Origin of the sequence: Parasphingomonas zepuensis (assembly GCF_036663735.1) — a bacterium.
GTDB lineage: Bacteria > Pseudomonadota > Alphaproteobacteria > Sphingomonadales > Sphingomonadaceae > Sphingomonas.
In genome coordinates this window covers 84326-110370 of the sequence record NZ_JAXOJO010000006.1, presented here as the reverse complement: position 1 = coordinate 110370, position 26045 = coordinate 84326, and the positions used below count along the sequence as shown (strand labels likewise).

Below are 26045 nucleotides of genomic sequence, written 5' to 3'. Positions count from 1 at the left end.
TCCGGCCCATCGACCTGCCCGTTTTTGGGCCCATCCGAGGAGCCGCCCGTTACGGGCCGGAGCGATCGATTGCGTCATGCTAATGAAGACATGACGTGGAGCGACCATGCGAACCGTAATCCTGGCTGGCGGATTGGGCACCCGGCTCGGCGAAGAAACCAACGTCCGACCCAAACCGATGGTCGAGATCGGCGGCATGCCGATCCTCTGGCACATCATGAAGATCTATTCTTCGGCCGGATTCAATGACTTCGTCATATGCCTCGGCTACAAGGGCTATCTGATCAAGGAATATTTCGCGAATTATTTCCTGCACACCTCCGACGTTACCATCGACCTGCGCGGGGGCAACGGCATGGAAGTGCATTTCGCGCGCAGCGAGCCGTGGCGCATCACTTTGGTGGATACCGGGGCGGATACGATGACCGGCGGGCGGCTGGCGGCGATCCGCCATTATCTCGATCCCGACGAGCCGTTCTGCCTTACATACGGCGACGGCGTGGCGGATATCGACGTGGCGGAGCTGGTGCGCTTCCACAAGGCGCATGGGCACCGCGCGACGATCACGTCGGTGACGCCGCCGGGGCGGTTCGGCGCGCTGGAGTTCGACGGCGACAAGGTGACCGATTTCCGCGAGAAGCCGGCCGGGGACGGCGGGCGGATCAATGGCGGCTTCTTCGTGGCCGATCCGTCGGTGCTCGATCTGGTCGACGGGCCGGAGACGGTGTGGGAATCCGGGCCTCTGGAGCAGCTGGCGCGGCGCGGCGAGCTGATGAGCTATCGCCATGACGGATTCTGGCAGCCGATGGATACGCTGCGCGACAAGGTGCAGCTCGACGAATTGTGGCGCGCCGGCAATGCGCCGTGGAAGCGCTGGTGAGCGTCTGGGCCGGACGCCGGGTGCTCGTGACCGGGCATACCGGGTTCAAGGGCAGCTGGCTGAGCCTGTGGCTGAACGCTTTGGGCGCCGAGGTGACCGGGTTCGCGCTGGCGCCGCCGACCGAGCCGAGCCTGTTCGAGAGCGCGCGGATCGGCGGGCTGGTGCGGCATGTCGAGGGCGATGTGCGGGACGTGGCCGCGGTGCGCGCGGTGGTGCGCGACAGCCGGCCCGAGGCGATCTTCCACCTGGCCGCGCAGCCGCTGGTAAGGCTGTCCTATGCCGAGCCGGTCGAGACCTATGCGACGAATGTGATGGGCACAGTGCATGTGCTCGACGCGGCGCGGCGCGCGGGCGGCGTGAAGGCGATCGTCTGCGTCACCAGCGACAAATGCTACGAGAATCGCGAATGGATATGGCCTTACCGCGAGAGCGATCCGATGGGCGGTCACGATCCCTATAGCAGCAGCAAGGGCGCGGCCGAGCTGGTGGTGTCGGCCTGGCGCCGGTCCTTCTTCGAGGCGGACGGGCCGCTGCTCGCCTCGGTGCGGGCGGGCAATGTGATCGGCGGGGGCGACTGGGCGGCGGACCGGCTGATCCCCGACCTGGTCCGTGCGTTCGAGGCGGGCGCGGCGCCGCTGATCCGCGCGCCGGACGCAGTGCGGCCGTGGCAGCATGTGCTGGAGGCGCTGGGCGGCTATCTGATGATCGCCGAGCGACTGCTGGCGGGCGAGCGGGCGTTCGCCGATGCGTGGAATTTCGGGCCGTCGGACGAGGATGCGCGGCCGGTGTCGTGGATCGTCGAGCGGATGCGCGCGGCCTGGGGCGGCGGGGCGGCGGATGCGCTGCCCGACAGCGGGCCGCGGCCGCATGAGGCGGGATTGCTGCGGCTCGATTGCTCCAAGGCGCGCGCGGCGCTCGGCTGGCGGCCGGCGCTGACGCTGGAGGAAGCGCTTGACTGGATCGTGGACTGGCACAAGGCCGTCGGTCGTGGGGCGGATGCGCGGACCGTGACGCGCGGGCAGATCGCCGATTATCAGGCCATGACCGGGCGCGCGCTTCGATCGGCCGCCTGAGCCGGGTTCGTCGCTAAAGTGCAATGGTCGCGGGCTAGGCGCGCCTGTGGCCAGTATCGCCCCGACATGTCGCAGCCCCGACCGCACGGGCCGCGGGCAAGCCATCGCGCGGCGCGAGGGGCGCCTGTTCGCTTATTCCTCAGGCAATTTCGGCAAGGCGCTGGTGTTCGCCGGGGCGGACATGACGATCCTGTTCCTGCTGACCGACCTGCTGGGCCTGACCCCCGCGGCGGCGGGATCGCTGATGCTGGTGGCGCTGGCGGGAGATCTCGTCTTCGACCTTCTCGCGGCGGCATGGGTGATCCGCCTGCGCCGGAGGGGGCGCGGCTATCGCTGGCTGGTGACGGCAGGAACGGTGCCGTGCGGCATGGCGTTCGCGATGCTGTACGCCATGCCTGCGGCCGGGTTGCATCACGGATGGCTGCTCGCGGGGGCGATGCTGGTGTTCCGCGGCGCCTATGCGGTGATCGACGTGCCGCATAATGCGCTCATGGCGCAGATGAGTGGCGACAGCCGGGCGCGGGGGCGGATTTCGGGATATCGGCTGCTGTTCAGCACCGCGAGCTCGCTGTGCGTGGCGACGGTTCTCACGCCGCTGGTGCAGCAGGCCGCGCGCAGCCGCGCCTTCGATGCGCTGGCGATCACCGGTGCGGTCGCGGGCGGATTGTTCGTGCTGACGATGCTGGCCTGCGTCATCGCCTCCGGCAACGCGGTTCGATCGGACGCCGATGCCGTGACGGACAGCGTCCGCGTGCCGCTGCGCGATCCGCTCGTGTTCGGCATGGGGCTGCTCGCGCTCATCACCGGCTTCGCCATGCCGACATTCGGCCGGATGATCCTCTATGTCGCGACCTATGTGATCAAGCGGCCCGATCTGGTGCGGGACCTGCTGCTGTCGATGACGATCGGGCAGTTCGCGGGTGTGCTGTGCTGGACCGCGATGACCGGACGCGTCGATCAGGCGCGGCTGCTGGCGATGGGGCATGGCGTGAGCGCGCTGGGGCTCGTGCTGTTCGCGACGTGCCTGAACCGGCCCGAGGCACTGGCGCCTTGCGCGGCAGTGATCGGCTTCGGGCTTGCTTCAGTGTTCATGCTGCCCTGGGGCCTGCTGGCCAATACGGTCGACTTCGTGGCGCTGCGGTACGGGCGGCGGCTGGAGACGGGGCTTTTCGCCTCCTACCTCGTCGCGGTGAAGGCCAGTGGCGCCGGGGCGACGGCGCTGATCGGATGGGGGCTTGGCTGGCTGGGCTATGTGCCCGGACAAGCGCAGACGGTGGCCGTCGAACAGGGCATGCTGGCGCTGGGGATCGGCATTCCGCTGGCCGGTTCGCTCTGCGCGATCGCCCTGTTGCGGCGCTTCGACACGGGCCATGCGCGGCACGCACGGGTGCGCGCCGCGCTGGAGCGGAAAGCTCAGTCCGGCGCCGAACCGGTTTCGGGATTGAACTTCGGATTGGCGAAGTCGATCGGCGACGGGTCGATCCTGGCGGGCGGCGCAGCGCTTTCGACCCAGGCGCGCTGAAGCATGTCGCGCAGCATCGTCGCGCCCGCGGCGGTGCGTTCATAGACCATCTCGCGCACGTCCTTGTCGGCGAAGTTGGCAAAGCCGTCGCGCTTTTCGAGTTCATAGACGGCGCCGACCTTGTCGCCCGACATATCGAGATAGGCGAGCACTGCCTCGAACATGTCGCCGGAGGTGCGGCCGGGCTTGCCGATACGGGGGGCGATGTCGGCGACAGTCAGCTTCATCCCGTCGACGAACATGCTTTCGAAGCGGCCATGGACGGTGCGGTCGGTGGTATAGCCGTGCGGGTTCGGGCCGCGCCAGCCGTCGCTGCTGATGGAATCATGCATCGGGTTCGCGCCGTCGCCGATATAATGGCCGAGCCGAACCACGTCGAAGGCGCAATTCTGCCCGGGAACGGCGACGTCGCCGCCCTCCGCCTGCGCTTTCCGCACCTGACGCATGCACACCACGATGCGATCATAGGCTTCGATCGCGGCGTAGGGGAGCGTGCCGGTCCAGCGGACATTGGTGCGCGCGGCGGTGGCGGGGTCGGTATCCTTGATGGCCTCATAGTGTTTGTAGATCGCGATCACGAATTCGTAGCGCGACCGGGGAACCGGTTTCAGGAAGGCGAACTGCTCCCGGAACCAGCCGTGATTGGGATCTTCCTCGATCTTGGAGAAATTCTCCGAATTGCCGCGCCACGTATCCGGGAGCAGCGAGGAAGCGGCGATATAATCCTCATATTTGCGCAGGAAGACGGGACCATCCTCCGGGATCGCCTGGATGGCGGCGCGGTCGATGGCGGAATGCGCCGTGCCGCCCCAGGCCATGGCAGGCGCGGGCGCGCAGGACAGCGCGAAGACAGTTGCGAGGAGTGCGGGACGCATCGGGCTTCTCCAGTTCACGGATCGAGCGGATCGCGCGGATCGACCCGCGCCGAAAGGGGCGAGGGACGAAACACCAGTTCCGTAGGCGAAATACGGGCGCCCACCGTGCCCGGCTGATAGCCCAGCTCGCGATCGTTGCGGCGCGCGAAATCGGGATTTTCGATCATCGCGCTCTGGTTCGGATTGCAGACGATCAGCGAGTCCCGATCGAGCGGCGCGCCCATCGTCATTAGCAGGCGCGTGGCATTGCGCAGGTTCGTCGTCGTGTGCCGCGCATAGGGATCGATGACGATCGCCTCGGCCGGAACGCCGTAGCGATCGACAAGGGCGCGGCGCATTTCCTCCGCCTCGGTAAAGCGAGTCTCGCGCGGGTGGACGCGGCCGCCGGTGAGGATCAGGAACGGCACATCGCCCGCGGCGAAGCGCTGAGCGGCGAGGCGCACATGGTATCTGCTATACGGGCTGAGGGGCATGCCCTCCACCTCCGGCCCGACGCCGGTGACGATGAGCGCGCTGTAGCGGTAGCGCTTCCAGTCAAGGCCCTTTGCGCGCTTCATGGCGGCGGCATTGAGGCCGCCGGTCAGCGGCTCGTAGCCGATGGCATCGGTGCGGCCTGAGGCGTCGAGCAGCGCAAGCGCGAAATCCAGGCTCGGGTCGAGCGCCTGCAGCGAACCGCCCCGCGGCGTCTGCGACAGCCACAGTGCGGCCTGCAGGCGCGCGCGGGTTTCCTGCGGATCGAGCATGCCCGCGCCATCGATCTGCGGATAGGGCGGGACCTGGCCCAGGCCATAGGTCCGGACGATCATGTTGACGCCGGCGATCTCGCGCGCGGCCTGTGCCGCGGGGCCATCGTCCGCGCCTTTCCCCGGCGCGGCGGCGGCGAGGATCTGCGCCTCGCCGTCCGTCCACAGCATCGCCTGCGCCGTGCAGACGAGATCACTGTCGCAGGTCCCGCGTCGCTCGGCGCGGGCGCGCAGCATGGCGGAGACCGCGGGGCGATTCCGCAGCGCGACAAGCGCCGCCGGATCGCGACCGACTGCCCCCAGCAGCGGAAACAGCCGCTGCGAGAGGGCATCCGCCACCGTGTCCCTGACGACGGCCCCGGCCTGGGCCGGGACCCCGGAAGCCGAAGCCGGCGCGACGGAAATCGCCGCGGCGACAATTGCCGCCAGTCCCAGCCCGCTCCGGATCACCACGACTTGCCGACGACGAGGCGGAAGTTGCGACCGAAGATCGGACGCCCGTAGATCGCCTCGGCAGTGCCCTGTCCCGCGAGGGAGTCAGTGCGGGTGTTGCCTTCGGTCAGGCCGTGCGCGTTGAACAGATTGTCCCCGACGACCTGCACCTGCCACGTCCCATGCTTCAGCGTCACGCCCGCGCCTACGGTGCCGTAAGACGGAAGCGCCGTGTTGTTGTAGAGATCGACATAGCGCTTACCCATGTAGGTGTAGCGGCCATAGATCGAGACGTCGCTGTCGGCGGCGGTGAAATCGAAGCTGGGGCGGATATTGCCGTAGATCTTGGGTTGGCGAACGATCTGATTGCCCTCGGCCTGCTCCGGATCGGCACCGGAGGCGCTTTTGAAATTCTTGTATTTCGGATCGCTGATCGTCAGCGCACCGTTCAGCGAAAACCATGGGGTCACCTTCCAGGCGCCGTCGAACTCGATGCCCTTGACCTGCGCCTCGCCGATGAAGGGCACGTTCACATCGTTGCGGCCGGTGTCCGGATCGTAGGCGAGGAACGACGCGTTGAGCGGATCGAAATTGGTGTAGAAGCCGGTGACGTAGAGATAGGAGCGGCCCCAGGCCAGCTTCAGGCCCGCCTCGAACTGGTCGGCGACGGTAGTAATGACCGTCGGAGTGATGTTCATCACAGTCTGGACGTTGGGCGGGGTCTCGAGATGCGAGGCGCGGCCGTACACGCCCACATGACCGCTGAAGTCGTAATTCGCGCCGAGCGTCCAGTTGGTGACGTTGGGCTTGCGCTTCTGGTTGAGGATCACGCCAGTGAAGGCGCGGGTGGTATCGTCGGCGATCGTGCTGGCATCCCCCAGGTTCGCCTGATCGGTAAGCGCGGTCCAGCCCTTGTAGCTGTAGCGTTCGTGGCGGATGCCGGCGTCGATCCGGAGGCCCTGCACGATTTCCCAGGTGTCGTTGACATAGAGCGCGATCATCTTCGCATCCGAATCGCCCTGGCTGAGCGTGGCGGCGTGATTGAGCACGCCATTATCCGTCACGCGGCCCAGTTCGACCCCGGCAGCGTTATAGGCGACCAGGTCGAGCGTGCGCGGCTGGCCCGCAACCTCGATCAGATAATTCTGGTAGAGCGTGCGGCTGTCCTCGCCATAGAGGCTGGCATAGACGCCCAGCTTCAGGTCGTGGCTGCCGATACCCGTCTCGAACTTCTTCGCGACCGACAGGTTGGTCTGGCCCGAATAGAATTTCGAATGGATGTCGCGGTACTGGCCCTGCATCACGAGGCCCGAGGCCGAATAGGGATCGTAGCGCGTGTTTGTGCCCGCGAGGGTGTAGCCGAAACGGTCCACTGCCCCGAACGCCGTCTTGGCGCGGGCGAGATAGCCGGCAGCGAAGCTGTTGCCGTCAGCCGGGTTGGTGGTCGAGTAGAAGGCCGAGAAATCCAGCTTGCCCTGTGTGTAACCGGCCTTGGCCGAGATCAGCCAGCCATCGAAATCGCCTTCATATTGCGCGCCGAAATTCACCATCTGCATGTGACGGCCATCGGACAGGTCGCCGTTGCGGCTCTGGATCTGCCCGTTTCCGTCACGGTATTTGAGATCGACATGGCGGAACGCCGGCGAGTTCATCGTGCCGGTGAAATAGTCGATGTAGGGATCCAGGCTGACGCTCGGATTGCGCGGATCGGCGGTCGGGATCGGCAGGTAGAAGGTATTGTGATCGTTGACGTAGTTGAGGTTCAGCTTGATGAACCCGTTCTCCGTCACGCGCTTGATGTTTGCGCGGATCTGGCCGCCCTTGTCGTTGGGGAAGCCGTTGTCGCGATAGCCGTCATGATAGCGCAGGAAGCCGCCCACGGCGTAATAGGTGTCCGTTCCGAGTGCACCCGCCTGATAGGCGTCTAGACGGTAGAGGCCGGTATCGCCCAGCGTCACCTGCGCCTTGCCGCGCGAAACGTCCCGCCCGGTGACGGTGATCGCGTTGATGATCGCGCCTGAATAGCTGGCATAGACCGGAGCCGGCCCGCCGCGCACGACCTCGACATGGTCGGTCATCAGATCCTGCTTCAGGATGGCGTCGCCGCGAAAGAAGACACCGTCATTCTCGTGGAACAGCGGCAGGCCGTCCTGCTGGAAATTGACGAAGCCGCCGTCATTGGGCAGGCCGCGGATGCGGTAGATATTCTGCACCTCACCGCCGGTAATCTCGGTCTGGAAACCGGGAAGCTGGCCGATCAGGTCAGCGAAGTTGACCGGGGCGATCTTCTCGAAATCTTCCTGCGAAACCGTATTGATCGCGTAGGACACGTCGAAGCGACGCTCGGCGCGGGTAGAGCCGGTGACGATGATGTCGCCGTCATTGTCTTCAGCGGCAACCGGCGCGGCGGGCGCGGCATCCTGTGCACTGGCAGGCGTGAAACCGGCGGCGAGCGCGGCAAAGGCCACGCCGGTGGCGAGAACGATCTTGAGCATAAGGCCCCCATGAATTGGTGTCGCCGGGAGAGGCGATGCGGGGGCCTGTGAACACGCTATGTGTCATTTTTAATTATTGTTATGAAAATAAATAAGGTCGATAGACCGAAGCGTGGTTACCCCGACATTCAACAAGGACCAGCGCCGCATCCTGCACCAGCTGCGCAAGGCCGGGGCGCTTTCGCGCTCCGCGCTGGCGGGACGGCTGGAGATGAGCAACACGGCGCTGACGCGCGTCTCGCGCGAATTGCTGGCGCTGGGTGTCATCGAGGAAGTGATCGAAGCCGGAGGCTATGGTCGCGGCCGCCCGGCGATTCCGCTGCGGCTCGCCGCGTCGGGCGGCTATGCGGTGGGCGCGACCGCCCACAAGGGCCTGCTCGATATCGCACTGGTGGATTTCGCCGGCGCGACCATCGCCACCCACCGCGAGACCACCGAGCCGCGCGACCCACAGCAGTTCGCCCGCCGCGTTCGCCGCCTAACCCACGATCTCGTCGACGGCCACGGCCTGCTCGGCCAGCGCATGCTTGGTATCGGGGTGGCCGTACCGGGCCCGGCGCTCTCGCCCGATGGCGAGCGCTGGAGCGTGGTCGACGACATGCCCGGCTGGCGCGGCGCTCCCTTGCGCGAGATCCTTAGCGCTGAGCTGGGATGGCCGCTGTGGATCGAGAACGACGCCAACGTCGCTGCCGTCGCCGAATTCTACATGGGAGGGCTGCTGCGCACGTTCTCGACCGTGGTGGTGCTTCTGCTGGGCTATGGAATCGGAGCGGGGGTGATCGTCGACGGGCGGCTGGTACGCGGCCAGTTCGGCGTCGCAGGGGAAATCGGTTGCCTGTTCCCGGGTGATCGGCCGCGGCCCAGCCCCCTCGACCTGCTCTCCGTCCTGCGCGTCAGTGGCTGCGAGCTGTCCTCGGTGGGCGAGATCGATCCAGCCTCCGCCGCTCAGCGGGCCACGATCGACGCGTGGATGGACCGTGCAGCGCACCAACTCGGGGTCATCGCCGACACCGCCTTTGCCTGGTTCGATCCCGGAGCGATCGTCCTTGCAGGAGCGGTGCCGGGTGCCGTGCTGGAGGGGCTCGCCACACGGTTGCGCGCAAGACCCGACGCCGCCTCCATCGATGGCCGCGGACCGCCAGTGCGCGTTTCGGGGCTGCGAGGATCGCCAGTGACGCTGGGTGCGGCATTGCTTCCGATCCACGCGATTGCCGCCGAAGGCTGAACCCAGGCACAGTCATCGCACCTGTCGGCAACGCGACTCGTCATCATCATCGATCGCCGCCCGAGCGGGCGCCGACGGACGCGTCGCACTCCCATTCGTCGTTCAGCGAACTATATCGAGGTGATCCGGATTCGCAGATTGTCCGGGCCGACGACGATGTCCAGATAATAGTAAATTCGAGGAAGGGGCGGCAAGATGCTGGTGTTCCACGAACTTTATTCCAAGAAGGAAGCGCTGGCCGCCAGGCCGATCACCAGCGGGAAGAAGGCGTGAGCGTCGATCTTCGGCCCCTCAGCCTTGCCGAAGCGCCGGCGGTGCTCGCGCTCATGCGCCGGGCCGAAGGCGGGCTTGGCCGTTTGCCTGACGAGATGGACCTGCCCTGGGTCGAAGAGGCGCTGTCGGGTGCGCTGGCGGGCGGCCTAGCCATCGGTGCGTGGGATGCCGCGCACCTGGCGGGACTCATCAAGGCGAGCCGCATGCCCTCCGTGCAGTTTCACCATGTGCTGTGGGATTTGACGATCGCGGTCGACCCCGAACGCCAGGGCAGCGGCATCGGCCACCGGTTGTTTGCGGAACTGCTTGCGAACGCCGCGACCTTGTCGCCGCGGATCGAGCGCGTCGAACTGGTCGTCAGGGAAGGCCTTGCTCATGCGATCCGCCTCTACGAACGTGTCGGGTTCCGTCAGGAAGGTCGGTTCGAACGCCGTTTCCGGCTGTCTGACGGGACTTATGAGGCCGATCTTCCAATGGCGCTGTTGTTGTAGCACCGCCTGGTTGTGCATGGCGGAAAGTGACGTGATTGTGCCAGAACCAGCTGCCGATAATCAGCAGCACGGTGAAGCCGAGCTGCGCGATCACCGGGGGCAGGCCGGCGAGCTCGACGAGCAGCGGCAGGGCGGCCCAGTTGGCGGCATAGTTGAACAGATAGAAGCTGGCGAAGGTGCCGAATTCGCGCAGGATGTTGCCGCGGGTGCGGAACACGCCGAGCTTGTAGGTGGTGAAGGCGAAGCACAGGCTGACCGCCTGGGCGATGCCGAGCGCGAGCAGATAATGGCGGTGGAGCGAGTCCGAGCTCCACAGCAGCAGCGGATAGATGGCGAGGCCGAACGCGGTGTTCGCCGCGCCCGCCACGAGGAAGCGGAGCGGGCGGCGCGTACGGGCGGCAATGCCGGCCGTCACGATTCCTCCCACAGCGCGATCCGCATATTCTCGCGCAGTACTTCGCGCGGGAGGAAGGGCGACAGATCCTCAAGCGCGGGCGAAGTGATGCGGCCGTCGGGATGCGCCTTTGCGCCGAGCTTGGGGGCGAAGGGGACGTGCTCATCGACGAACAGCTCGCACAGCACCGGGCCTTCCGCGGCGAGCGCGGCGGCGATGGCGCCGGGCAGCGCATTATGCGTCTCCGCCCGGAAATAGGCGAAGCCAAAGGCGCCGGCGACCTTGGAGAAATCGGGGAAGGTGACGTTGCTCTTGGGCCCGCCGCCGACTTCGACGCCATTGAAGAAGTTGCGGTGAGTCTGGAAGATCGAGACGTAACCGCTGTTGTTGATGAGGAAAATCTTCACCGGCAGGCCGTAGCCGGCGATCGTCTGCAGCTCCTGCAGGTTCATCATGATGCTGCCGTCGCCGGCGATGGCGATGACGCGCTGCTTGCCGCCGGTCGCGGCACAGACGCCGATCGCGGCGGGCAGCTCATATCCCATCGTCGCGCAGCCGGAATTGGTCCACAGCCGCTGGCCGCGCTTGATCTCGGCCGCCTGGAAGCTGACGACGCAGGCGCTGCCATTGCCGGTGACGATCAGATCGTCCTCGCCGAGCTGATGGAACAGGGTGTCCATCGCGACATAGGGATGCAGCAGCGGGCCGTGATCGTGATATTCCGGCAGCACGACCGGAAAGCGGCTGACCCGCTCGCGCGCCCAGGCCATCCATTCGCGGTGATCTTCATTGGGGCCGGCATAAGGCTGATCGAGCAATGCCGGGATGAGATCGGCGAGATCGGCCACTACGGGCATGTCGGGCACGACGTTGGGCTTGCGCAGCTCGATCGGATCGATGTCGACCCAGATTTTGAACGCCTCGCGTGCGAAGCTCTGCCAGTTGTAGCTGACCTGCCGGATGTTGAGCCGGCTGCCGAGCACGAGCAGCACGTCGGCGCTTTGCGTGACCATGTTGCCGGCGCGGTCGCCCACCGTGCCCGGGCGGCCGGCGTAGAGCGGATGATCGTTCCACAGCACGTCATGCGCGTTCCAGCCGGTCACGACAGGCACGCCGAGCTTGTCGATCAGCTTGAGGAAATCGTCATAGGCGCCCGACAGCCGCACCCCGCCGCCGGCGAACACCACGGGGCGTTCGGCGAAGCGGATCAGATCGAGGATCGTGCCGGCGACGTGCGACAGGTCAGTACGGGTCCAGGGCTCCTCCAGTTCGGCGGGATCGAAGCCGGGGAGGGTGTCGGGATCGATCTTCGAGGCCTGAACGTCGAGCGGGATGTCGAGCCAGACCGGCCCGGGCCGCCCGCTGGTCGCGAGGTAGATGGCCTTTTCGAGATGATAGCGGATCGACTGCGGATCGTTGACCATCGTCGCATATTTGGTGATCGGGCGGACCAGTTCCTCGATGTCGAGTTCCTGGTCGCCATATTGGCGAAGCGGCAGGCCGGTCGCGCGGACCGTGGTCTCGCGCTTCACCTGGCCCGACAGCACCAGCATGCCGATCGAATCGACAAAGGCGCCATAGACGCCAGTGATTGCATTGGTGCCGCCCGGGCCGGACGTGACGTTCACCACGGCGAGCTTGTTGGTCAGGCGGTAATAAGCCTCGGCCGCCATCGACAGCGCCTGCTCGTGATGCGTGAAGGTGGTGGCGAGGCCGGCATGCGTGCCGAGCGAATGGTTGAGGTGCATCGCACCGCCGCCGGTGAGCATGAAGACATGCTCGATGCCATGGCTGACGAGCTGTTCGGCCACCCAGTCGGAGAGTTTCATCAGGGTCATGGTGTCCATCCGTTCGAAAGCGCGGTGCGCCGGATCGCCTCGTCGAGGCTGGTCGTGGGGGTGAGGCCGAGCGATCCGCGGATCGCCGCGGTCGACGGCACGTAGCGGCCGGGGTTCCAGCCGGGATCGGGCCGGCCAAGGATCTCCACGGCCGGCGCGCCGAGCAGAGTCGCGGTGCGCCGCGCCAGATCGGCGACCGAGACGGCTTCTTCCGATCCCACGTTGAACACGGCGCCGCGATCGCCGGAGATCAGCAGGGTCCACAGCCAGACCGTGAGATCGGCGGCGTAGAGATAGGAGCGCACGGCCGTGCCGGCGCCTTCGACCCGGATCGTGCGGCCGGCGATCGCATCGCGGATGAAATTGCCGGCAGCGAAATGGATGTCGAGCGACAGCAGCGGGCCAAGCAAAGCGAAGATGCGGGCATTGACCACGTCCAGCCCGAACTGCTTGCCATAGATGGCGCAGAGCATTTCGGCGGCGCGCTTGCCCTCGCCATAGGCCGAGCGCGGATCGCGCTGGTCTGGGCCGCCCAACCAGTCCTCCGCCACATGCGTGACCTCCCAGGGCTGGGCGCCATAGACCGCGCCGGAACTGAGGAAGAAGAAGCGTTCGGCGCCGCGCTCCACGGCGAAATCGAGCGCGTGGCGGGTACCGGTGACGATCGTGTCGAACATGCGGCTCGGATCCGTCGCGTTGAGCGCGGCGCTGGCGTCCGTCGCGGCGTGGATCACATGGGTGAAGCGGCCGTCAGGCATGGCGAAGCCGGTGACGTCGCCCGCAACGAGCCGGAAGCGCCGGGCGAGATGCGGCACCCGGGCGGCGAAGGCGGCGGGATCGCGGCTCAGCACCGTCACTTCGATATCGGTGTCGGCGCGGGCCAGTGCCTCGAGCATCCAGCGGCCGATGAAGCCGGTGCCGCCGGTCATGAAGATGCGCGCGCCAGCCAGCCGCCACCAGAGCGGGGCGAGCGCGGCGTGCACCGCAGCCAGATCCTGATCGAGGATCATGCCGGCATCAGCCCGAGCGACGGGCGGTGGACCGCGTGCGCGCGGACCACCCGGACGATGCTGTCGAGCGCAAGCGACCAGAGGATCAATATGACCAGGCCCGGCCGGACGAAATGGCCGATGGCGAGACCGAAGCTCGGGCTGACCGGCCGGCCGCCGAGCCAGCTTTCGAGCGAGAGATCGAGCACCGTCGACAGCGGCCAGTCAGCCACCAGGCACAGCAGATAGGTGCAGACGATGGCGGTGATCGGCCCGACGCCCCGCCACGGCTCGAGCAGCACGAGGAACAGCAGGAAGGTCTGAGTATAGCCGCCCGGCGACTGCGTGACGAGGAAGGCACCGAGCAGGATCGTCGCGATACGGTGCGGCGGCAGCGCGCGGGGCTGCAGCCAGGCAGCGGCCAGCGCGAGCACCGCCACGCCCTGGCTGATGCGGATCAGCAGCGGCACGATCGTCTCGATCGTCTCCACCGTCCGCGAAGGCACGAAATCGAGCACCGGGATCTGTGCGTTCCGCACCTGGAGCAGGGGCGCATAGCTGGTGGAATAATGGATCTCGTTCCACACTTGGCCGCCCTGATAGACGACCCAGTTGGCGGTGTTCGATGCGATCTCGCCCGGCGTGCCGCTGCCGACGAGCGCGAGCGTGACGAGATAGAGCGCGATCGTGGCGAGCCCGGCCAGTTCGAGCCCGCGCCAGTCGCGCTTGACGGCCTGGGCCAGCACCGGGAGCAGCAGATAGGGCTTGAAATTGATCGTCGCGGCGGCGGCCAGCGCCCGCCACGCGCCGGACCGGACGAGCGGGCCGTGCGCGACGATGAAGCAGGGCAGGGCGACCAGGATCAGATTGCCGCGCTCCAGCGTGAACAGCAGCGGCAGGCCGAGCCCGAAAGCGATCGCGCGCATCGGCGCGGTGCGCGGATCGGTGCGGTGGAAGCTCCACCAGACCAGCACGACATTCAGCAGGTAGAAGGCAAGGATCGTCGAGCGGGCGAACCAGTCGCAATCGCGCGCATGGAAGGGCGAGGCGAGGTAGCAGCCCGGCAGGCTGAACACATCGAGGAAGACGAAGGAGAGCGGCGGATAGACCGTCCGCCACACCGAGAAGGCGCCGGGATGGTTCGCCCAATAGGCCGTGTTGAACCAGTCCATGAAGGTGTCGTTGGTGTCGAACACGAAGGGCTGGGGCAGAAAACCCGTCTGGTGGAAACGCAGCGCCGTCCAGCCGACGCTGGCCACCACGGCGAGCATCAGCACGATTTCGGGCAGGAGGCGCACCCGGCCGGTCATGGCCGGCGGACCAAAGTCCGGTCGGCGGGACGGGCGCGGCCGGCCGGGAAGTTCAGCCGCTCCTGCTCGATGACGAGCGGTACGTTGCGGCTGCGTTCGGCCAGCATGCGCACCTGCTCGCCGAGCAGGCCGAGGAACAGCAGGATGATGGCGAACATCGCGGTGGCGACCGTCAGGCCGAGCAGGGGCCAGACGGCGCCACCGATGAGCGCGGCCGCCACCGTCCCAACCGCCAGCGGCACGACCGCCGCGGCCGCCAGGAGCGCGAGCGGGATCGGCAGGCGCAGCAGCGACTTGCCCGATCCGGCGAGGCCGGAGAGGGCGAAGGAATAGAGCGCGGCGACATTGTTCTTGGTCTCGCCCGCCGCCCGCTCGGGACGGTCGAACGGCATGATCGCCATGCGGAAACCGCTTTCCACCAGCATGCCGCGGAAAAAGGGTTCGGGCTCGTTCCAGGCAGCGAGCGTGTCGACCACTTCGCGGTCGTACAGGCCGAAGCCGGTCGCGCCGGGGATCACCGGATAATCGCCATAGCGGCCCAGCAGGCCGTAACCGAGCCGCCGGATCAGCCCGAGCAGCGGCGATGTCCGCTCGGAACGCCGCTGGGCCAGCACGATCTGCGCGCCGGCGCGCCATTGCTTGACGAAGGCGCCGATCATTTCCGGCGGATCCTGGAAATCGGCGCACATGCCGATCACGGCCGCGCCCTCGGCCTGGTAGATGCCATAGGTCGGGGAGCGCATCTGGCCGTAATTGCGGTTGTTGAAGATCGCCCGGATATGGGGGTGTTCGGCACAGAGATGGCGCATCAGCAGGCGGGTGCGGTCCGTCGATTCATTGTCGATCAGGATGATCTCGTAGGACTGGACATGCCGCTCCGCCTCGGCGGCCACGGCGGCGCAGATCGCCTGGACATTCTCCTCCTCATTGTAACAGGGAATGACGATCGAAAGCTCGATCGCCCCGTCCGGGGAGGTCATCGCGCACCGTCCTCGCGGCGCTTCAGGCCCAGGTCGATGCCGGTTGCCGGCGCGTAGATCTCCGTGAACAAGGCCGCCAGGACGATCAGGATCAGCAGCGCTACCGCCGAGACGTTGTATTTGCGATCGGCGTCGACGCGCGGCGCCTCGATCACCTGAACGTCCGACGCGGTCTCCGAGGCGAGCGTCTCCACCGCCACTTCCTCGGACGAGCGGGCATAGACTTCGTACAGGGCTTGGGCGAAGCGATAGTCGCGATAAAGGTTCAGATATTCGCCCGAGACCTGGGACAGGCCGGCGACGTTGGGCCCGGCGGCACTGACGCTGGGCTGGGCGGTACGCCCGATCTGCGCGCGGATCGAGGCGACTTCCGACTGGACCGACTGGAGCTGTGGATTGTCCGGACCCTGGAAGCGCTGAAGCGTATCGAGCTCGACCAGCTTGGCCTGAAGCTGCGCCTCGAGCCCGGCGCGAAGCGACAGGGCGGAACCGAGCTGCGCCTCGGGCTCGGCCAGGTTGTTGCGCCGGCGGAAGCTATTGAGCGCGGCTTCGGCCGTCGTCACGCGCGTAGCGGCTTCCTTGAAGCGATCCTGCACGACGTCTCGCTTGCGGCGGACCCGGTCGCGCCCCAGCGCGATGATGCGGTCGCTGATCGCCTGGACATAGGCAGCCGTCAGTGCCTGCGCCTTTGCGGGATCGTGCATGCGCACTTCGACCTCGACGATGCCGCCGGTCAGCGAATGCACGTCCACCTTGCGGGCGAGGGCAAGCCGCGCCGCATCGGCGCTGGCATAGCCCTGCGGCCCGACGAGCTTCAGCCGAGCGACGACATCGTCCGTCACCTCAGTGCCGCGCGCGATGGCGAGATACATGTCGATCGGCTGCTTGGCGCCGCCGAGCAGCGCGGCGAAACCCTGAAGCTGACCGCCGAGCGCATTCATCATCGACCCGAGGCCGACGCTGTTGCTGTCCTGCGGGACCAGCTTCGCCCGGGCGACATAGGGCCGCGGGACGATGCACAGGATAGCCAGCAGCAGGGCGAGCACGGCATAGGCGAGACGGCGCGAGCGCGGCTCGCGCACTGCATTGGTGACGCGCGCGATCATGCTCATTGCACCAACGTCGCGATCGATGCCGCGCCGACCAGGCCGCCGAACAGGCTGCCGGTGATGTCGCGCAGCCGCGCCCAGAATTCCCCGCGATTCGAATCGATCGGGACATAGACCAGATCGCCGGGCAAGGCCGGCGCGCGCAGGACCTTCTTGCCGGTCGCCAGCACGGTGCCGTTCGCTCGCACGACGAAGATCTCGCCCTTGTCGCCCATTTTCTGCACGCCGCCCGCCGAGCGGATGAAGTCGCCGATCGAGCTGCCCGAGCGATAGGCGAAGGAAGCCGGGCTGGGCACGGCGCCGAACACGCCGACCGTCACCGGGCGGGGCGGCACATAGATGGTGTCGTTATTCTCGACGATGACCTCGCCGGGCAGGGTGGCCGCCGTGACCGGCAGATCGAACACCAGCCGGCCGCTCGGCTCGCGCGAGCGCAGCTGATCGACGATAGACCGTACCAGCGCGAGATTGCCCGGCTGGGCGAGCACCGCGCGATTGGCGGAGACGACCGGCTGGGCGGTGAGCTGGAACTCCATGTCCTTGATGGCGCGGTCGAAGCTCAGCTTCTGCTGCGCCTTGACGCTCTCGCGCGTGATCACGCTGGCATAGGGGAAGGCCTGGGTGGTCAGGCCGCCGGCCTGGGTCACCACGTCCGCCAGACTCGTGCCGGGGCGGAAATAATAGCGACCGGGCCGCGCCACCTCGCCGCTGATTGTCACCAGCACGGCTTGCCGTTCGAGCGGGCGCGCAATGCCGACATCGGACAGCACGCGCACGATATCGCCGCGCCGCGCCTTGCGATTGCGCGCTTCGGCGGCGGTGACCTGCTCCCAGCCCGTCTCCGACTTGCCCAGCGAATCGAGCACCATCAGCCGGCTGTCATCGGCCACGGTGTTGACGCCGCCGGCGTAGCGGACGGCGTCAGTGAGGGTCTCGCCCGGCGCGATCTCGAAGATCGCCTCGCGATTGACGCTGCCGATCACCGCGACCTGCTCGCCGGCCGGAGCGACATAGATGACGTCGCCATTCTGCAGGGCCGCATCGCCGGACTTGTCGCCTTTGAGCAGCAGGTCATAGAGATCGAAATCGGAGACGAGCCGCCCGTCGCGGCGCAACTGGATCGAGCGGAAGCTGCCGCCCGAAGCGGGGCCGCCAGCCGCCAGCACGGCGTTGACCAGGGTCGACAGGCTGCTGACGGTGTAGGACCCGGGGGTCGCCGCGAAGCCGGTGACATAGACGGTGATGCCGTGCAGCCGCCCGACCGAGACCTGCAGATCGAAGCCGCGATACTGGCGCGCGACCTGGCGGGCGATGACGTCGCGCACGTCGCCGTAGCGAACGCCGCCGACCGATATCGCGCCGACGCGCGGCACGAAGATCCGTCCCTCCTGATCGATCGTCAGGCGCAGATCGGCCGCCTGGACCGAGCCGGTCAGGCCGAGCAGCAGTTCGTCGCCTGGGTTGAGGCGATAATCCGGCGGCACGGTGGTGGTGGGCGCAACCGTGAAGTCGCGCGCGCCGGGCACGAGCAGCTCCGCCCCGAAACGACGCAGCGGCTTGCCGGCCGCCTCGGAAACGAAGGTTTCGAACTCGTTCGCCACCGGAGACGCTGGGCGCTTTTTGGTCACCGGATCGTCGCTGCTCGTGTCCTGCCGCGGCGCGGCGGACCGGTTGTCGATCAGGGTGGGTTCGAACGAGCGGATTTCCGCCTGCGGCACCGCGACCTGCCCGGCCGCAGCATCGCGCGAGATGGCGGCCGCGCCGCTGTCCTGCTGGCCGGACGACGACACCGGCGGGGACAGTTGCGCCCCCGCCGGTGTCGAGATCAGCGGCAGCGCCAACGCGCAGCCGAGCAGCAGTCGCTTCCGGGGGATCATCATGTCGTGCAATCTTCTCTTTCGATCAGGCCGGCCGTCGGCCCGAGCAGCAGCTCGGCGCCCGCCGCCCAGAGCCGTTCGTCAGCGGCGGCGAGGATGCCGCGCCCGCTGCCGACGCGGTACGGCGTGCCGGCCCAGTCAGTGACGACGCCGCCAGCCTCGGTCAGGAACAGGGCGCCAGCCGCATGATCCCAGGGCAAAGTGCGCTGGAACAGCACCAGATCATTCTGGCCGAGCGCGAGCCGCGGATAGCTTTCGGCCGCGCAGCGCGGGACGGGCACCAGCTCGAAGCGTTCCGCGGCAATTTCGTGGACGTGCGCGCGCCGCTCGGGCGTCATGAAATGCGTGCCCAGCGCCGCGACCGGCATGGCGCCGCCCGTCGGCCGGCTACGGACGGGGGTACCGTCACAGGTAGCGCCGGCGCCGCGTTCCGCGTGGCACAGCCGCCCGCTGAGCGGATCGAGGATCCAGCCGGCGAGCGGAACGCCGTCCTCGACCAGCGCCACCATCATGCCGAACGGCGCGCGGCCCGCGGCGAAATTGGCGGTGCCGTCGAGCGGATCGACCAGCCAGACCAGACCCTCGCCGATGCCGTCGAGCAGCTCTGGCCGGTGCTCGGCGGCTTCCTCGCCGACGATGCGCGCGGGAATGCCGAGCAGTTCGAGCCCCTCGTACAACAGGCGCTCCGCGGCCCGGTCGACGCTGGTGACGACCTCACCGGCGCTCTTCTCCGCGATCTCGCTGGCGGCGAGCATACGGAAGCGCGGCGTCACCGCAGTTGCGGCGACGCCTTGCATCAATGCCGTGACTTCGTCCCTGAGCGACATCCGGTCAGGCGGCGACGCTGGCCAGACGTCCGCGCGGCGGGGCTGCCATACGCTCCTGGATCATGCGGATGCGCGCCAGATCCTCGTCGGCGATGGTGCGATAATAATCGCGCTTGTTCTCGAGCCAGGCGAGTTCGAAGGCGACGGCATTCCCGATCGCTGCCTCGAAGCCGGGCATGTCGGCCGCGCCGCCGTCGAAGATGACCTTGCGCGTCTCGAACCGATCGAGGCGAACGCGGCGCATCTCGCGCAGCGCCGGCCCGGATTCGACCGCCACCGATCCGCCGACCACCAGTTCCAGGCCATGCGTGGCGCAGGACCGTGCGACGGTGAGCACTGCGTCAGTGATCTCGCGCTGGTTGATCGCGCCGCGCGGCAGCCCGCGCGACAAAGTGAAATCGACCCGGCCGAACACGATGCCGTCAAGCGCCGCCTTGGCGAGCGGCAGCATCGCATCGAGATTGGACAACGTCGTTTCGGTCTCGAGGTTGAACAGGAACTGCGTGTCGGTGTCGTCGCCATAGACCTTGGCCCGGGCCTCGACGAACTTCGACAAGGCGTAGGGCGTCTCGACCATCGGGGCGATGATGTAGTTGGCGCCGTAGAGTTTCGAGGCATAGAGATCGGAAACGGCCTCGCAGCCGCCGATCTTGAGCGCGACCTTCAGATCGGCGCGGTAAGCGAGTTCGAGCAGGCGCAGCAGCTCGTCAGGACGCGTGCCCTCGGCCTCGAATTCCGCCTTTACCGCGACGACGCCGAAGCGGTCCCGGCCTTTCTTGAGCATGTCGAGCATGCGGCGTTCCGTCGAATTCACCCTTCGCCTCCTGAGTTGCAAGCGTTGTCGATGAACTGAAGGACGGAGCGCCCCGGGCATTCCCGCAGCCGAAAAGGGGTCGGAAAAAATAATTGAATCGGGCTTACGGGATCGGCGGGAGGTCTCCGTCCTTCAGAGATAATGCCAGTGTTTTCCGTCCTTCCGCTGAGCGGTATCCTGTTGTTGGGCGGCCTGGGCGCGGTGGCGGCCGGTGGCGACAGGCTGCCGGGCGGACAGGACGCGGTGTTTCGCCAGCCCTCGAGCGAAGTAGCTCAATCCCCGAGTGAAGCGACCCAACCCCAGCGCGAAGCGGCTCAGGCTCCGCATGAAGCGGCTACGCCGGCGGCGGCGAAAGCGCACATCCCGAGAGGCCTGCTGCGTCTTTCCTCGGGTTTCGGCTGGCGCCGCGATCCGATCCTCGGCACGCGCGCCCTGCACAGCGGCATCGACATACCGGGGCCGCTCCGGTCCCCGGTGTTGGCGGCAGCGGGCGGCGTGGTGCATTTTGCAGGCAAGGCCGGCGGCTATGGCAACATGATCGAGGTCGATCATGGCGGCGGCCTGGTGACGCGCTATGCGCATCTGTCGCGGTTCCTGGTAGCGTCCGGCGCGCGCGTCGAACGCGGCCAGGAGATCGCCATGATGGGATCGACCGGCCGCTCGACCGGCAGCCATCTCCACTTCGAGGTACGCCTGAACGGCGCGGCGACCGGCCCACTTGCCTGGTTAACCGAAGACTCCGCGATGCCATCGGTTTCGTCACGGCTTTCGCCGGGTGGGGGCGAACCCCATATCTCTGCTTTTGCCCGCGTCCGCGCGGAGACGGAGTCGGTGGTTGGAGCAGGTCTCTGATGGTCGTGGAGGGGTTCGTCCCGTCCAAGCGGCAGGGTGTCCCTGCCGAGCGACGGCCGGGCTTGGCAGACCCGCCGGACAATGCTTTGCGGTGCGCCATGGAAGGTGATTCCATCGATGGCCTGCAGCGCGTCATCCTGAACGAGCGCGCGCGACTGCTCCGTTTCCTGGCCGCGCGCGGCGCGGGAGACGAGGCGGAGGATGTGCTGCACGATCTGTGGCAGCGCGTTTCCGTCGCGCCCGCTCAGCCCGTGGCCGATCCGGTCGCCTATCTGTTTCGCGCGGCCGAGAATCTGATGCGCGATCGTCGGCGATCGCTGGTTAGCCGCGAGCGCCGCCAGATGGACTGGCACGAGGCCGGGCCTTCACCCGAGGACGAGCCGCTGGGCGAGCGTGTGCTGATCGCCCGCCAGCGCGTGCGCCAGGCCGAAGCGATGCTGGCGGGGCTGGGCCCGCGCGTCGATCAGGTGTTCCGCCGCTATCGCCTCGACGGCATGGGGCAGGCGGCGATCGCGCGCGATCTGGGGGTCAGCCTCAGCTCAGTCGAGAAGGACCTCCAAAAGGCCTATCGGGCCCTTGCCGAGCTCAAAATGCAATTCGATGCGGAATAGCCTTAACGGGTACGTCATGTCAGGGAGGTGGCATGATGGAACATGAGTCCGGCATTATTGGAGAAGCGGCGCGGCTTTGGGCGATCCGCGCCCATGAGGCGTCCTTCGCCGATTGGGACGGGCTGACCGAGTGGCTCGAACGCGATCCCCGGCACCTGCCGGCTTATGAGGCTGCCCTGGAAGACGATTCCTGGGCGGCTCAGCTATTCGCCGCGCGTCCCCCCGTCGCGGCGGAGACAGCGCCCGCGCAATACCCCCTGCGCGGGCGCTGGTTTGCCATGGGTGGCGCGATGGCGGCGGCGCTCGTGGCGGTGGTCAGCGGTACGGTGCTGTTCCGCGACGCGCCCGTGCACGAAGTGGCGACCGCGCGGGGCGAGCACCGGACGATCGATCTTGCCGATGGTTCGCGCGTCATGCTGAACGGCGATACGCAGATCACGTTCGATCCGGACACGCCGCGCCAGATCGCGCTGGCCCGGGGCGAGGCGCTGTTCGACGTGAAGCATGACGCGAAGGACCCGTTCGTCGTGGTCGCCGACGGCACCCGGCTCGTCGACATCGGCACCGTCTTCAACGTCATCCACCAGGACGGCGCCATCGATGTGGCCGTCGCCGAGGGTGCGGTGGATTATGAGGCCGGCAAGCAGCGCATCCGGCTCAACCAGGGCGATGCCTTGTCCCGGGCCGACCGCGATGCCGCGCCGGCGCTGCGCAAGGCCAGCCCGGAAGGAATCGGCAGCTGGCAATCGGGCCAGCTGCAATATGACGATGCGACGCTCGATCAGGTCGCGCGCGATCTCTCCCGCAATACCGGACGCTCGATTCGGGTCGCAAACGGGGCAGCACGCATGCGCTTCACCGGCACATTGGTCCTGCGTGGGCCGCCGCGCGAGGTGCTCGCGCGCGCTGGACCGCTGCTCGGGGTGACGTTTGCCGAGCAGGGCGACAGCTGGACGATGACCCCAGCCAATGTCCGGCGGCGCTAACACCGCTCTCTCCCTATCATTAGTCGCCGCAGCCCTGCTGATCGGCGCGCCTGCGCACGCCCAGGAGCAGGCGGCGGACGTTGACGTTCCCGCCGGCCGCCTCGACCGGTCGATCCGGCTGCTCAGCCGCCAGAGCGGCGCGAGCATCGGCTTTCGCGATTCCCGCCTGGCGACCCAGCAGGTAAAGGCCGTGCGCGGAAAATTCACCGCGGCGCAGGCGCTCGAGCGGATGTTCCTGGGGACCCGGCTCGTGGCCCGGCGAGTCGCGCCGGGCACCTATCTGATCGAATATGTGCCGGTGTCCGAGCGCAGCGTCGTGCGGCCGGCGCCGCGCCAGCCCGCCACGCCACCGGACGAGACCATCACGCCGGACATCGTCGTGACCGGCAGCAAGCGCGGCGTGCCGCTCAACGTCTATCCCGGCGGCGTCCAGATCATCGACGGCGACGCGGTGTCGAAGGCCGATGGTGCGCGCGGCACCGACGCGATCGGCGCGCGCGTGGCCAGCGTCGTCTCTACTCATCTGGGCCCGGGCCGCAACAAGCTCTTCATCCGCGGCATCGCCGATTCGAGCTTTGTCGGGCCGACCCAGGCGACGGTCGGCCAATATTGGGGCAATAGCCGGATCACCTACAGCGCGCCCGATCCCAGCCTGCGGCTCTACGATATCCGCAGCATCGAAGTGCTCGAAGGGCCGCAGGGCACGCTCTACGGCGCCGGATCGCTGGGCGGGGTCGTCCGCGTCGTGCCGCGCTCGCCCGACCTGACGACCACCGGCGGGACGATCTGGAGCGGCGCGCAGGCCGTGCAGCATGGCCAGCCGGGGGTAGATGGCGGGGTCATCTTCAACGTGCCGATCGTCGACGACCGGCTGGCGTTCCGCGCGCTTGCCTTCGGATCGATCGACGGCGGCTATATCGACGATACCGGTCGTGGCCTGAAGAACGTCAACGACGTCCACACCATCGGCGGCCGCGCCGCCCTGCGCTTCGCGCCGGGAAACGACTGGACGATCGATCTCAGCGGGGTCGGCCAGCGCATCGATGGTGCCGACAGCCAATATGCCGAACGCGGCGGGGACGGCCTGACCCGCGCCAGCAACATCGCCCAGCCTTATCAGAACGATTACTGGCTCGGCGACCTCGTCGTGCGCAAGCAATTGGGTGCGCTCGAGCTGACCTCGTCGCTCGGCTATGCCCATCAATATGTCTTCGAGCAGTTCGAAGGGGCCGAACTGGGCGATGTGGCCGACCTGACGGTGAAGCCGATGGCCGATGCGGCCGCTGCGGCCTATGTCCAGACCGACCGGATATCGATGATCACCGCCGAGACGCGGCTGGCCCGGCGCGGGCCCGACGGAACGGGCTGGGTGATCGGCCTCAGCGTGCTGCACAATGTCGCGCGGGCCAATCGCCTGATGGACATCGGGCCGTATGACATCCCGCTGACCGGGGTGCGCAACCAGGTGGACGAGCAGACGCTGTACGGCGAGGCCTCGTTCGAGCCGGTCGACCGGCTGACGCTGACCTTTGGCGGGCGGCTCACGCACTCCCGGCTCTCGGGCGATTCGGAGGACGTGCTCCGCACCGTAGCTTTCCGGGTGGATCCAGGCGCCAACAATGCCAGATCGGAAACGCGGCTGCTGCCCTCCGCCGCGCTGGCCTGGCGCGCGACCGACCGGCTGACCTTGTTCGCGCGCTATCAGCAGGGCTTTCGCCCTGGCGGGATCGCCGTTCGCCGCGATTTCGTCCAGCGCTTCAAGGGCGATCGGGTCGCGACGAGCGAAGCGGGCGCGCGCTATGGCGATGGTGCCTTCAGCCTCTCGCTGAATGCCTCCCTGTCGCGCTGGAAGGACATTCAGGCCGATCTGATCGACGGGTTCGGCTTTCCCACCACCGCCAATGTCGGCGACGGCCGGGTCCTCTCGGTCGGCGTGTCCGGGCGCTGGCAACCGGTTCACGGCCTCTCGTTCGATGCGTCGCTCTATCTCAACGATACGAAGGTCACGGCGCGGACTCTCGCCAGTTTTCCCACCGACCTCGATGCGGGGGATTTCGAGCGGCTGCCCAATGTGGCGGACGCGACCGGCAGGTTCGGCTTCGCCTATGTCACGCCGCTGTCGGCCAAGCTCGATTTCGAGGTGAACGGCTTTGGGCGTTATGTCGGCAAATCGACGCTCGGCATCGGCCCGATCCTGGGGCAGCTTCAGGGCGATTATCTCGATACCGGCCTGGAGTTCAGGGTCGGCAGCGCGCAACGCGCCGTGACTCTGTCGCTGACCAACCTGCTCGACGCGCGGGGCAATCGCTTCGCGCTCGGATCGCCGTTCCTGATCCGGGACCGCAACCAGATCACCCCGCTCCAGCCGCGCAGCCTGCGGATCGGCTTCGACGCGGCTTTCTAAATAAGGGCGCGCTGTTGCCCGGCATGCCTCTATGTCGTCGGATCGTCAGCCGTAGTCGGCCACTTCTCCGGGTAGCAATGCCCGGAAGGACTCGGCTCCAAGTCCGCGCCTGGCCAGTCCTGCCGCCAGATCCTGGGCGGGTTCGCCGTGCGGCTCGTCGGTCAGCTTGAAGGTTCCCCAGTGGAGCGCGATCGCGCTGCTCGCTTCCAGGTCGAGCATGATCTGGATCGCCTCTTCGGGATCGGTGTGCTGGGCGGACATGAACCAGCGCGGATCATAGGCGCCGATCGGCAGCAGGGCGAGATCGGGTCGACCGAACCGTGCGCGCATCGCCCGGAAGATGTCCCCGGTGCCATATCCCGTATCGCCGGCGAAATAGATCAGCTTGCCGCCGGCCCGGAGCATGAATCCGCCCCACAAGGCCATGCGCCGATCGCGCACGCCGCGCGAGGACCAGTGATTGGCGGGAACGATCGTTACCTCGGCATCCGGGCGGATGGCGATCGTGTCGCCCCAATCGCCGGTATCGATCCGCGCGGCCGGGATGTGCCGGCCGACGATCGAATCATTGCCGAGCGGGGTCACGATCTGGGGCGCATGATCGGCGTGCAGCCGGCGCAATGTGGCGATATCGAGATGATCATAATGGTTGTGGGACAGGAGCACGGCGTCGATCCGCGGCAGATCGGCCAGTGCGATCCCGGGCGCGGTCACGCGCTTTGGCCCGGCGAAGGAGAGGGGGCTGGCGCGATCGGACCAGACCGGATCGGTGAGGATGTTGAGCCCGGCCACCTGGATCAGCGTCGTCGCGTGACCCACCATGGTAACCCGCAGCTCGTGCACGACGGGGGCCGGCACCGCCGGCGTTATCGGGATCTGCCGGGGCCAGACCGTTCGGGGCGCCTCGCGGCGCCAGCGGAGAATGTCCCGGAAGCTACGGTCCGAGCTGGGTTCGCCGGGATTGAAAAAGCGGACCCCGTCATAATGGTCGGAGACCGGGCCGTCATAATGGATGTTCTTCGCTGGCATGCGCTGACGATTCCCT

21 protein-coding genes and 1 pseudogene are annotated in these 26045 nt (G+C 67.3%); 9 read left to right on the top strand and 13 right to left on the bottom strand.

All coding sequences use genetic code 11. The features are described from left to right. Nucleotides 1–106: 106 nt before the first annotated feature. Genes rfbF through U1769_RS21105 form a run of 3 tightly spaced genes read left to right on the top strand, consistent with a single transcriptional unit; the run spans nucleotide 107 to nucleotide 3475 of the window. Nucleotides 107–880 (top strand): glucose-1-phosphate cytidylyltransferase, encoded by a 774-nt coding sequence (gene rfbF, locus U1769_RS21115; RefSeq protein WP_332720000.1) that lies wholly within the window; start codon nucleotides 107–109, stop codon nucleotides 878–880. Then, complete coding sequence (gene rfbG / locus U1769_RS21110; protein WP_332719999.1) at nucleotides 877–1953, top strand: CDP-glucose 4,6-dehydratase; 1077 nt, start codon at nucleotides 877–879, stop codon at nucleotides 1951–1953. The genes rfbF and rfbG overlap by 4 nt, the downstream gene beginning before the upstream one ends. A 46-nt stretch (nucleotides 1954–1999) precedes the next feature. Next, nucleotides 2000–3475, top strand: a complete 1476-nt coding sequence (locus U1769_RS21105; RefSeq protein ID WP_332719998.1) for an MFS transporter — start codon at nucleotides 2000–2002, stop codon at nucleotides 3473–3475. Here U1769_RS21105 and U1769_RS21100 read toward each other — a convergent pair. From U1769_RS21100 to U1769_RS21090, 3 genes are read right to left on the bottom strand one after another with little or no spacing between them, the layout of a single operon-like run. Next, nucleotides 3367–4350, bottom strand: coding sequence for a phospholipase C/P1 nuclease family protein (locus U1769_RS21100; protein WP_332719996.1), 984 nt, complete (start codon nucleotides 4348–4350; stop codon nucleotides 3367–3369). The genes U1769_RS21105 and U1769_RS21100 overlap by 109 nt on opposite strands. A gap of 14 nt (nucleotides 4351–4364) precedes the next feature. Beyond that, a complete protein-coding gene (locus tag U1769_RS21095; RefSeq protein WP_443030440.1) occupies nucleotides 4365–5498 on the bottom strand; it encodes a YdcF family protein in 1134 nt (377 codons plus the stop codon). A 41-nt stretch (nucleotides 5499–5539) separates the two neighbouring features. Beyond that, the gene (locus tag U1769_RS21090) at nucleotides 5540–8020 is read right to left on the bottom strand and encodes a TonB-dependent receptor (protein WP_332719994.1); all 2481 of its coding nucleotides are present in this window, start codon (nucleotides 8018–8020) and stop codon (nucleotides 5540–5542) included. A gap of 112 nt (nucleotides 8021–8132) precedes the next feature. Here U1769_RS21090 and U1769_RS21085 point away from each other — a divergent pair, with 112 nt between their 5' ends. Together U1769_RS21085 and U1769_RS21080 are read left to right on the top strand one after the other, a co-directional pair. Further along, nucleotides 8133–9245 carry an ROK family transcriptional regulator gene (locus U1769_RS21085; protein ID WP_332719993.1) on the top strand — a complete coding sequence of 371 codons (1113 nt, stop codon included), beginning with the start codon at nucleotides 8133–8135 and terminating at the stop codon, nucleotides 9243–9245. 269 nt (nucleotides 9246–9514) lie between these two features. Next, complete coding sequence (locus U1769_RS21080; RefSeq protein ID WP_332719992.1) at nucleotides 9515–10009, top strand: GNAT family N-acetyltransferase; 495 nt, start codon at nucleotides 9515–9517, stop codon at nucleotides 10007–10009. 34 nt (nucleotides 10010–10043) lie between these two features. On the opposite strand, the pseudogene U1769_RS21075 reads toward U1769_RS21080, so the two are convergent. The 9 genes and pseudogenes from U1769_RS21075 to U1769_RS21035 form a co-directional block, all read right to left on the bottom strand. Beyond that, nucleotides 10044–10376, bottom strand: a pseudogene (locus tag U1769_RS21075) (GtrA family protein); the annotation flags it as partial. 44 nt (nucleotides 10377–10420) lie between these two features. Then, nucleotides 10421–12241 carry a thiamine pyrophosphate-binding protein gene (locus tag U1769_RS21070; protein WP_332719990.1) on the bottom strand — a complete coding sequence of 607 codons (1821 nt, stop codon included), beginning with the start codon at nucleotides 12239–12241 and terminating at the stop codon, nucleotides 10421–10423. Continuing rightward, nucleotides 12238–13251, bottom strand: coding sequence for an NAD-dependent epimerase/dehydratase family protein (locus tag U1769_RS21065; protein ID WP_332719988.1), 1014 nt, complete (start codon nucleotides 13249–13251; stop codon nucleotides 12238–12240). The genes U1769_RS21070 and U1769_RS21065 overlap by 4 nt, the downstream gene beginning before the upstream one ends. Next, nucleotides 13248–14540, bottom strand: a complete 1293-nt coding sequence (locus U1769_RS21060; protein WP_332719987.1) for a hypothetical protein — start codon at nucleotides 14538–14540, stop codon at nucleotides 13248–13250. Before U1769_RS21060 ends, U1769_RS21065 begins: the two co-directional genes overlap by 4 nt. Further along, a complete protein-coding gene (locus U1769_RS21055) occupies nucleotides 14537–15520 on the bottom strand; it encodes a glycosyltransferase family 2 protein (protein WP_332719986.1) in 984 nt (327 codons plus the stop codon). The genes U1769_RS21060 and U1769_RS21055 overlap by 4 nt, the downstream gene beginning before the upstream one ends. Continuing rightward, a complete protein-coding gene (locus U1769_RS21050) occupies nucleotides 15517–16632 on the bottom strand; it encodes a capsule biosynthesis protein (protein WP_332719985.1) in 1116 nt (371 codons plus the stop codon). The genes U1769_RS21055 and U1769_RS21050 overlap by 4 nt, the downstream gene beginning before the upstream one ends. Next, nucleotides 16629–18509 (bottom strand): SLBB domain-containing protein, encoded by a 1881-nt coding sequence (locus U1769_RS21045; protein ID WP_332719984.1) that lies wholly within the window; start codon nucleotides 18507–18509, stop codon nucleotides 16629–16631. Before U1769_RS21045 ends, U1769_RS21050 begins: the two co-directional genes overlap by 4 nt. After that, nucleotides 18506–19303 (bottom strand): inositol monophosphatase family protein, encoded by a 798-nt coding sequence (locus tag U1769_RS21040; protein ID WP_332720141.1) that lies wholly within the window; start codon nucleotides 19301–19303, stop codon nucleotides 18506–18508. The genes U1769_RS21045 and U1769_RS21040 overlap by 4 nt, the downstream gene beginning before the upstream one ends. Nucleotides 19304–19337: 34 nt before the next feature. After that, on the bottom strand, nucleotides 19338–20147 hold the full coding sequence (locus tag U1769_RS21035; protein ID WP_332719983.1) for an aldolase/citrate lyase family protein: 810 nt from the start codon (nucleotides 20145–20147) through the stop codon (nucleotides 19338–19340). A 147-nt stretch (nucleotides 20148–20294) separates the two neighbouring features. On the opposite strand from U1769_RS21035, the gene U1769_RS21030 reads away from it, so the two are divergent. The 4 genes from U1769_RS21030 to U1769_RS21015 all read left to right on the top strand — a co-directional run bounded on the left by U1769_RS21030 (nucleotide 20295) and on the right by U1769_RS21015 (nucleotide 25000). Then, complete coding sequence (locus tag U1769_RS21030) at nucleotides 20295–20999, top strand: M23 family metallopeptidase (RefSeq protein WP_332719982.1); 705 nt, start codon at nucleotides 20295–20297, stop codon at nucleotides 20997–20999. A 98-nt stretch (nucleotides 21000–21097) separates the two neighbouring features. Further along, nucleotides 21098–21610 carry an RNA polymerase sigma factor gene (locus tag U1769_RS21025; RefSeq protein ID WP_332719981.1) on the top strand — a complete coding sequence of 171 codons (513 nt, stop codon included), beginning with the start codon at nucleotides 21098–21100 and terminating at the stop codon, nucleotides 21608–21610. Between the two features lie 32 nt (nucleotides 21611–21642). Then, nucleotides 21643–22596: a FecR family protein gene (locus tag U1769_RS21020; protein WP_332719980.1), complete on the top strand. Its 954-nt coding sequence runs from the start codon at nucleotides 21643–21645 to the stop codon at nucleotides 22594–22596. Then, entirely contained in the window at nucleotides 22580–25000 is a 2421-nt protein-coding gene (locus U1769_RS21015) for a TonB-dependent receptor (RefSeq protein ID WP_332719979.1), read from the top strand. The genes U1769_RS21020 and U1769_RS21015 overlap by 17 nt, the downstream gene beginning before the upstream one ends. Nucleotides 25001–25045: 45 nt before the next feature. Here the strand turns inward: U1769_RS21015 and U1769_RS21010 are convergent, their stop codons facing one another. Continuing rightward, a complete protein-coding gene (locus U1769_RS21010) occupies nucleotides 25046–26029 on the bottom strand; it encodes an MBL fold metallo-hydrolase (RefSeq protein WP_332719978.1) in 984 nt (327 codons plus the stop codon). Between the last annotated feature and the right edge of the window lie 16 nt (nucleotides 26030–26045).

Coding starts and splice junctions, on each gene's coding strand:
- rfbF (WP_332720000.1), top strand. CDS start 107: ATGCGAACCGTAATCCTGGCTGGCGGATTGGGCACCCGGCTCGGCGAA.
- U1769_RS21070 (WP_332719990.1), bottom strand. CDS start 12,241: ATGACCCTGATGAAACTCTCCGACTGGGTGGCCGAACAGCTCGTCAGC.
- U1769_RS21060 (WP_332719987.1), bottom strand. CDS start 14,540: ATGACCGGCCGGGTGCGCCTCCTGCCCGAAATCGTGCTGATGCTCGCC.
- U1769_RS21015 (WP_332719979.1), top strand. CDS start 22,580: ATGTCCGGCGGCGCTAACACCGCTCTCTCCCTATCATTAGTCGCCGCA.
- U1769_RS21045 (WP_332719984.1), bottom strand. CDS start 18,509: ATGATGATCCCCCGGAAGCGACTGCTGCTCGGCTGCGCGTTGGCGCTG.
- U1769_RS21065 (WP_332719988.1), bottom strand. CDS start 13,251: ATGATCCTCGATCAGGATCTGGCTGCGGTGCACGCCGCGCTCGCCCCG.
- U1769_RS21020 (WP_332719980.1), top strand. CDS start 21,643: ATGATGGAACATGAGTCCGGCATTATTGGAGAAGCGGCGCGGCTTTGG.
- U1769_RS21090 (WP_332719994.1), bottom strand. CDS start 8,020: ATGCTCAAGATCGTTCTCGCCACCGGCGTGGCCTTTGCCGCGCTCGCC.
- U1769_RS21025 (WP_332719981.1), top strand. CDS start 21,098: ATGGAAGGTGATTCCATCGATGGCCTGCAGCGCGTCATCCTGAACGAG.
- U1769_RS21100 (WP_332719996.1), bottom strand. CDS start 4,350: ATGCGTCCCGCACTCCTCGCAACTGTCTTCGCGCTGTCCTGCGCGCCC.
- U1769_RS21050 (WP_332719985.1), bottom strand. CDS start 16,632: ATGAGCATGATCGCGCGCGTCACCAATGCAGTGCGCGAGCCGCGCTCG.
- U1769_RS21010 (WP_332719978.1), bottom strand. CDS start 26,029: ATGCCAGCGAAGAACATCCATTATGACGGCCCGGTCTCCGACCATTAT.
- U1769_RS21055 (WP_332719986.1), bottom strand. CDS start 15,520: ATGACCTCCCCGGACGGGGCGATCGAGCTTTCGATCGTCATTCCCTGT.
- U1769_RS21040 (WP_332720141.1), bottom strand. CDS start 19,303: ATGCAAGGCGTCGCCGCAACTGCGGTGACGCCGCGCTTCCGTATGCTC.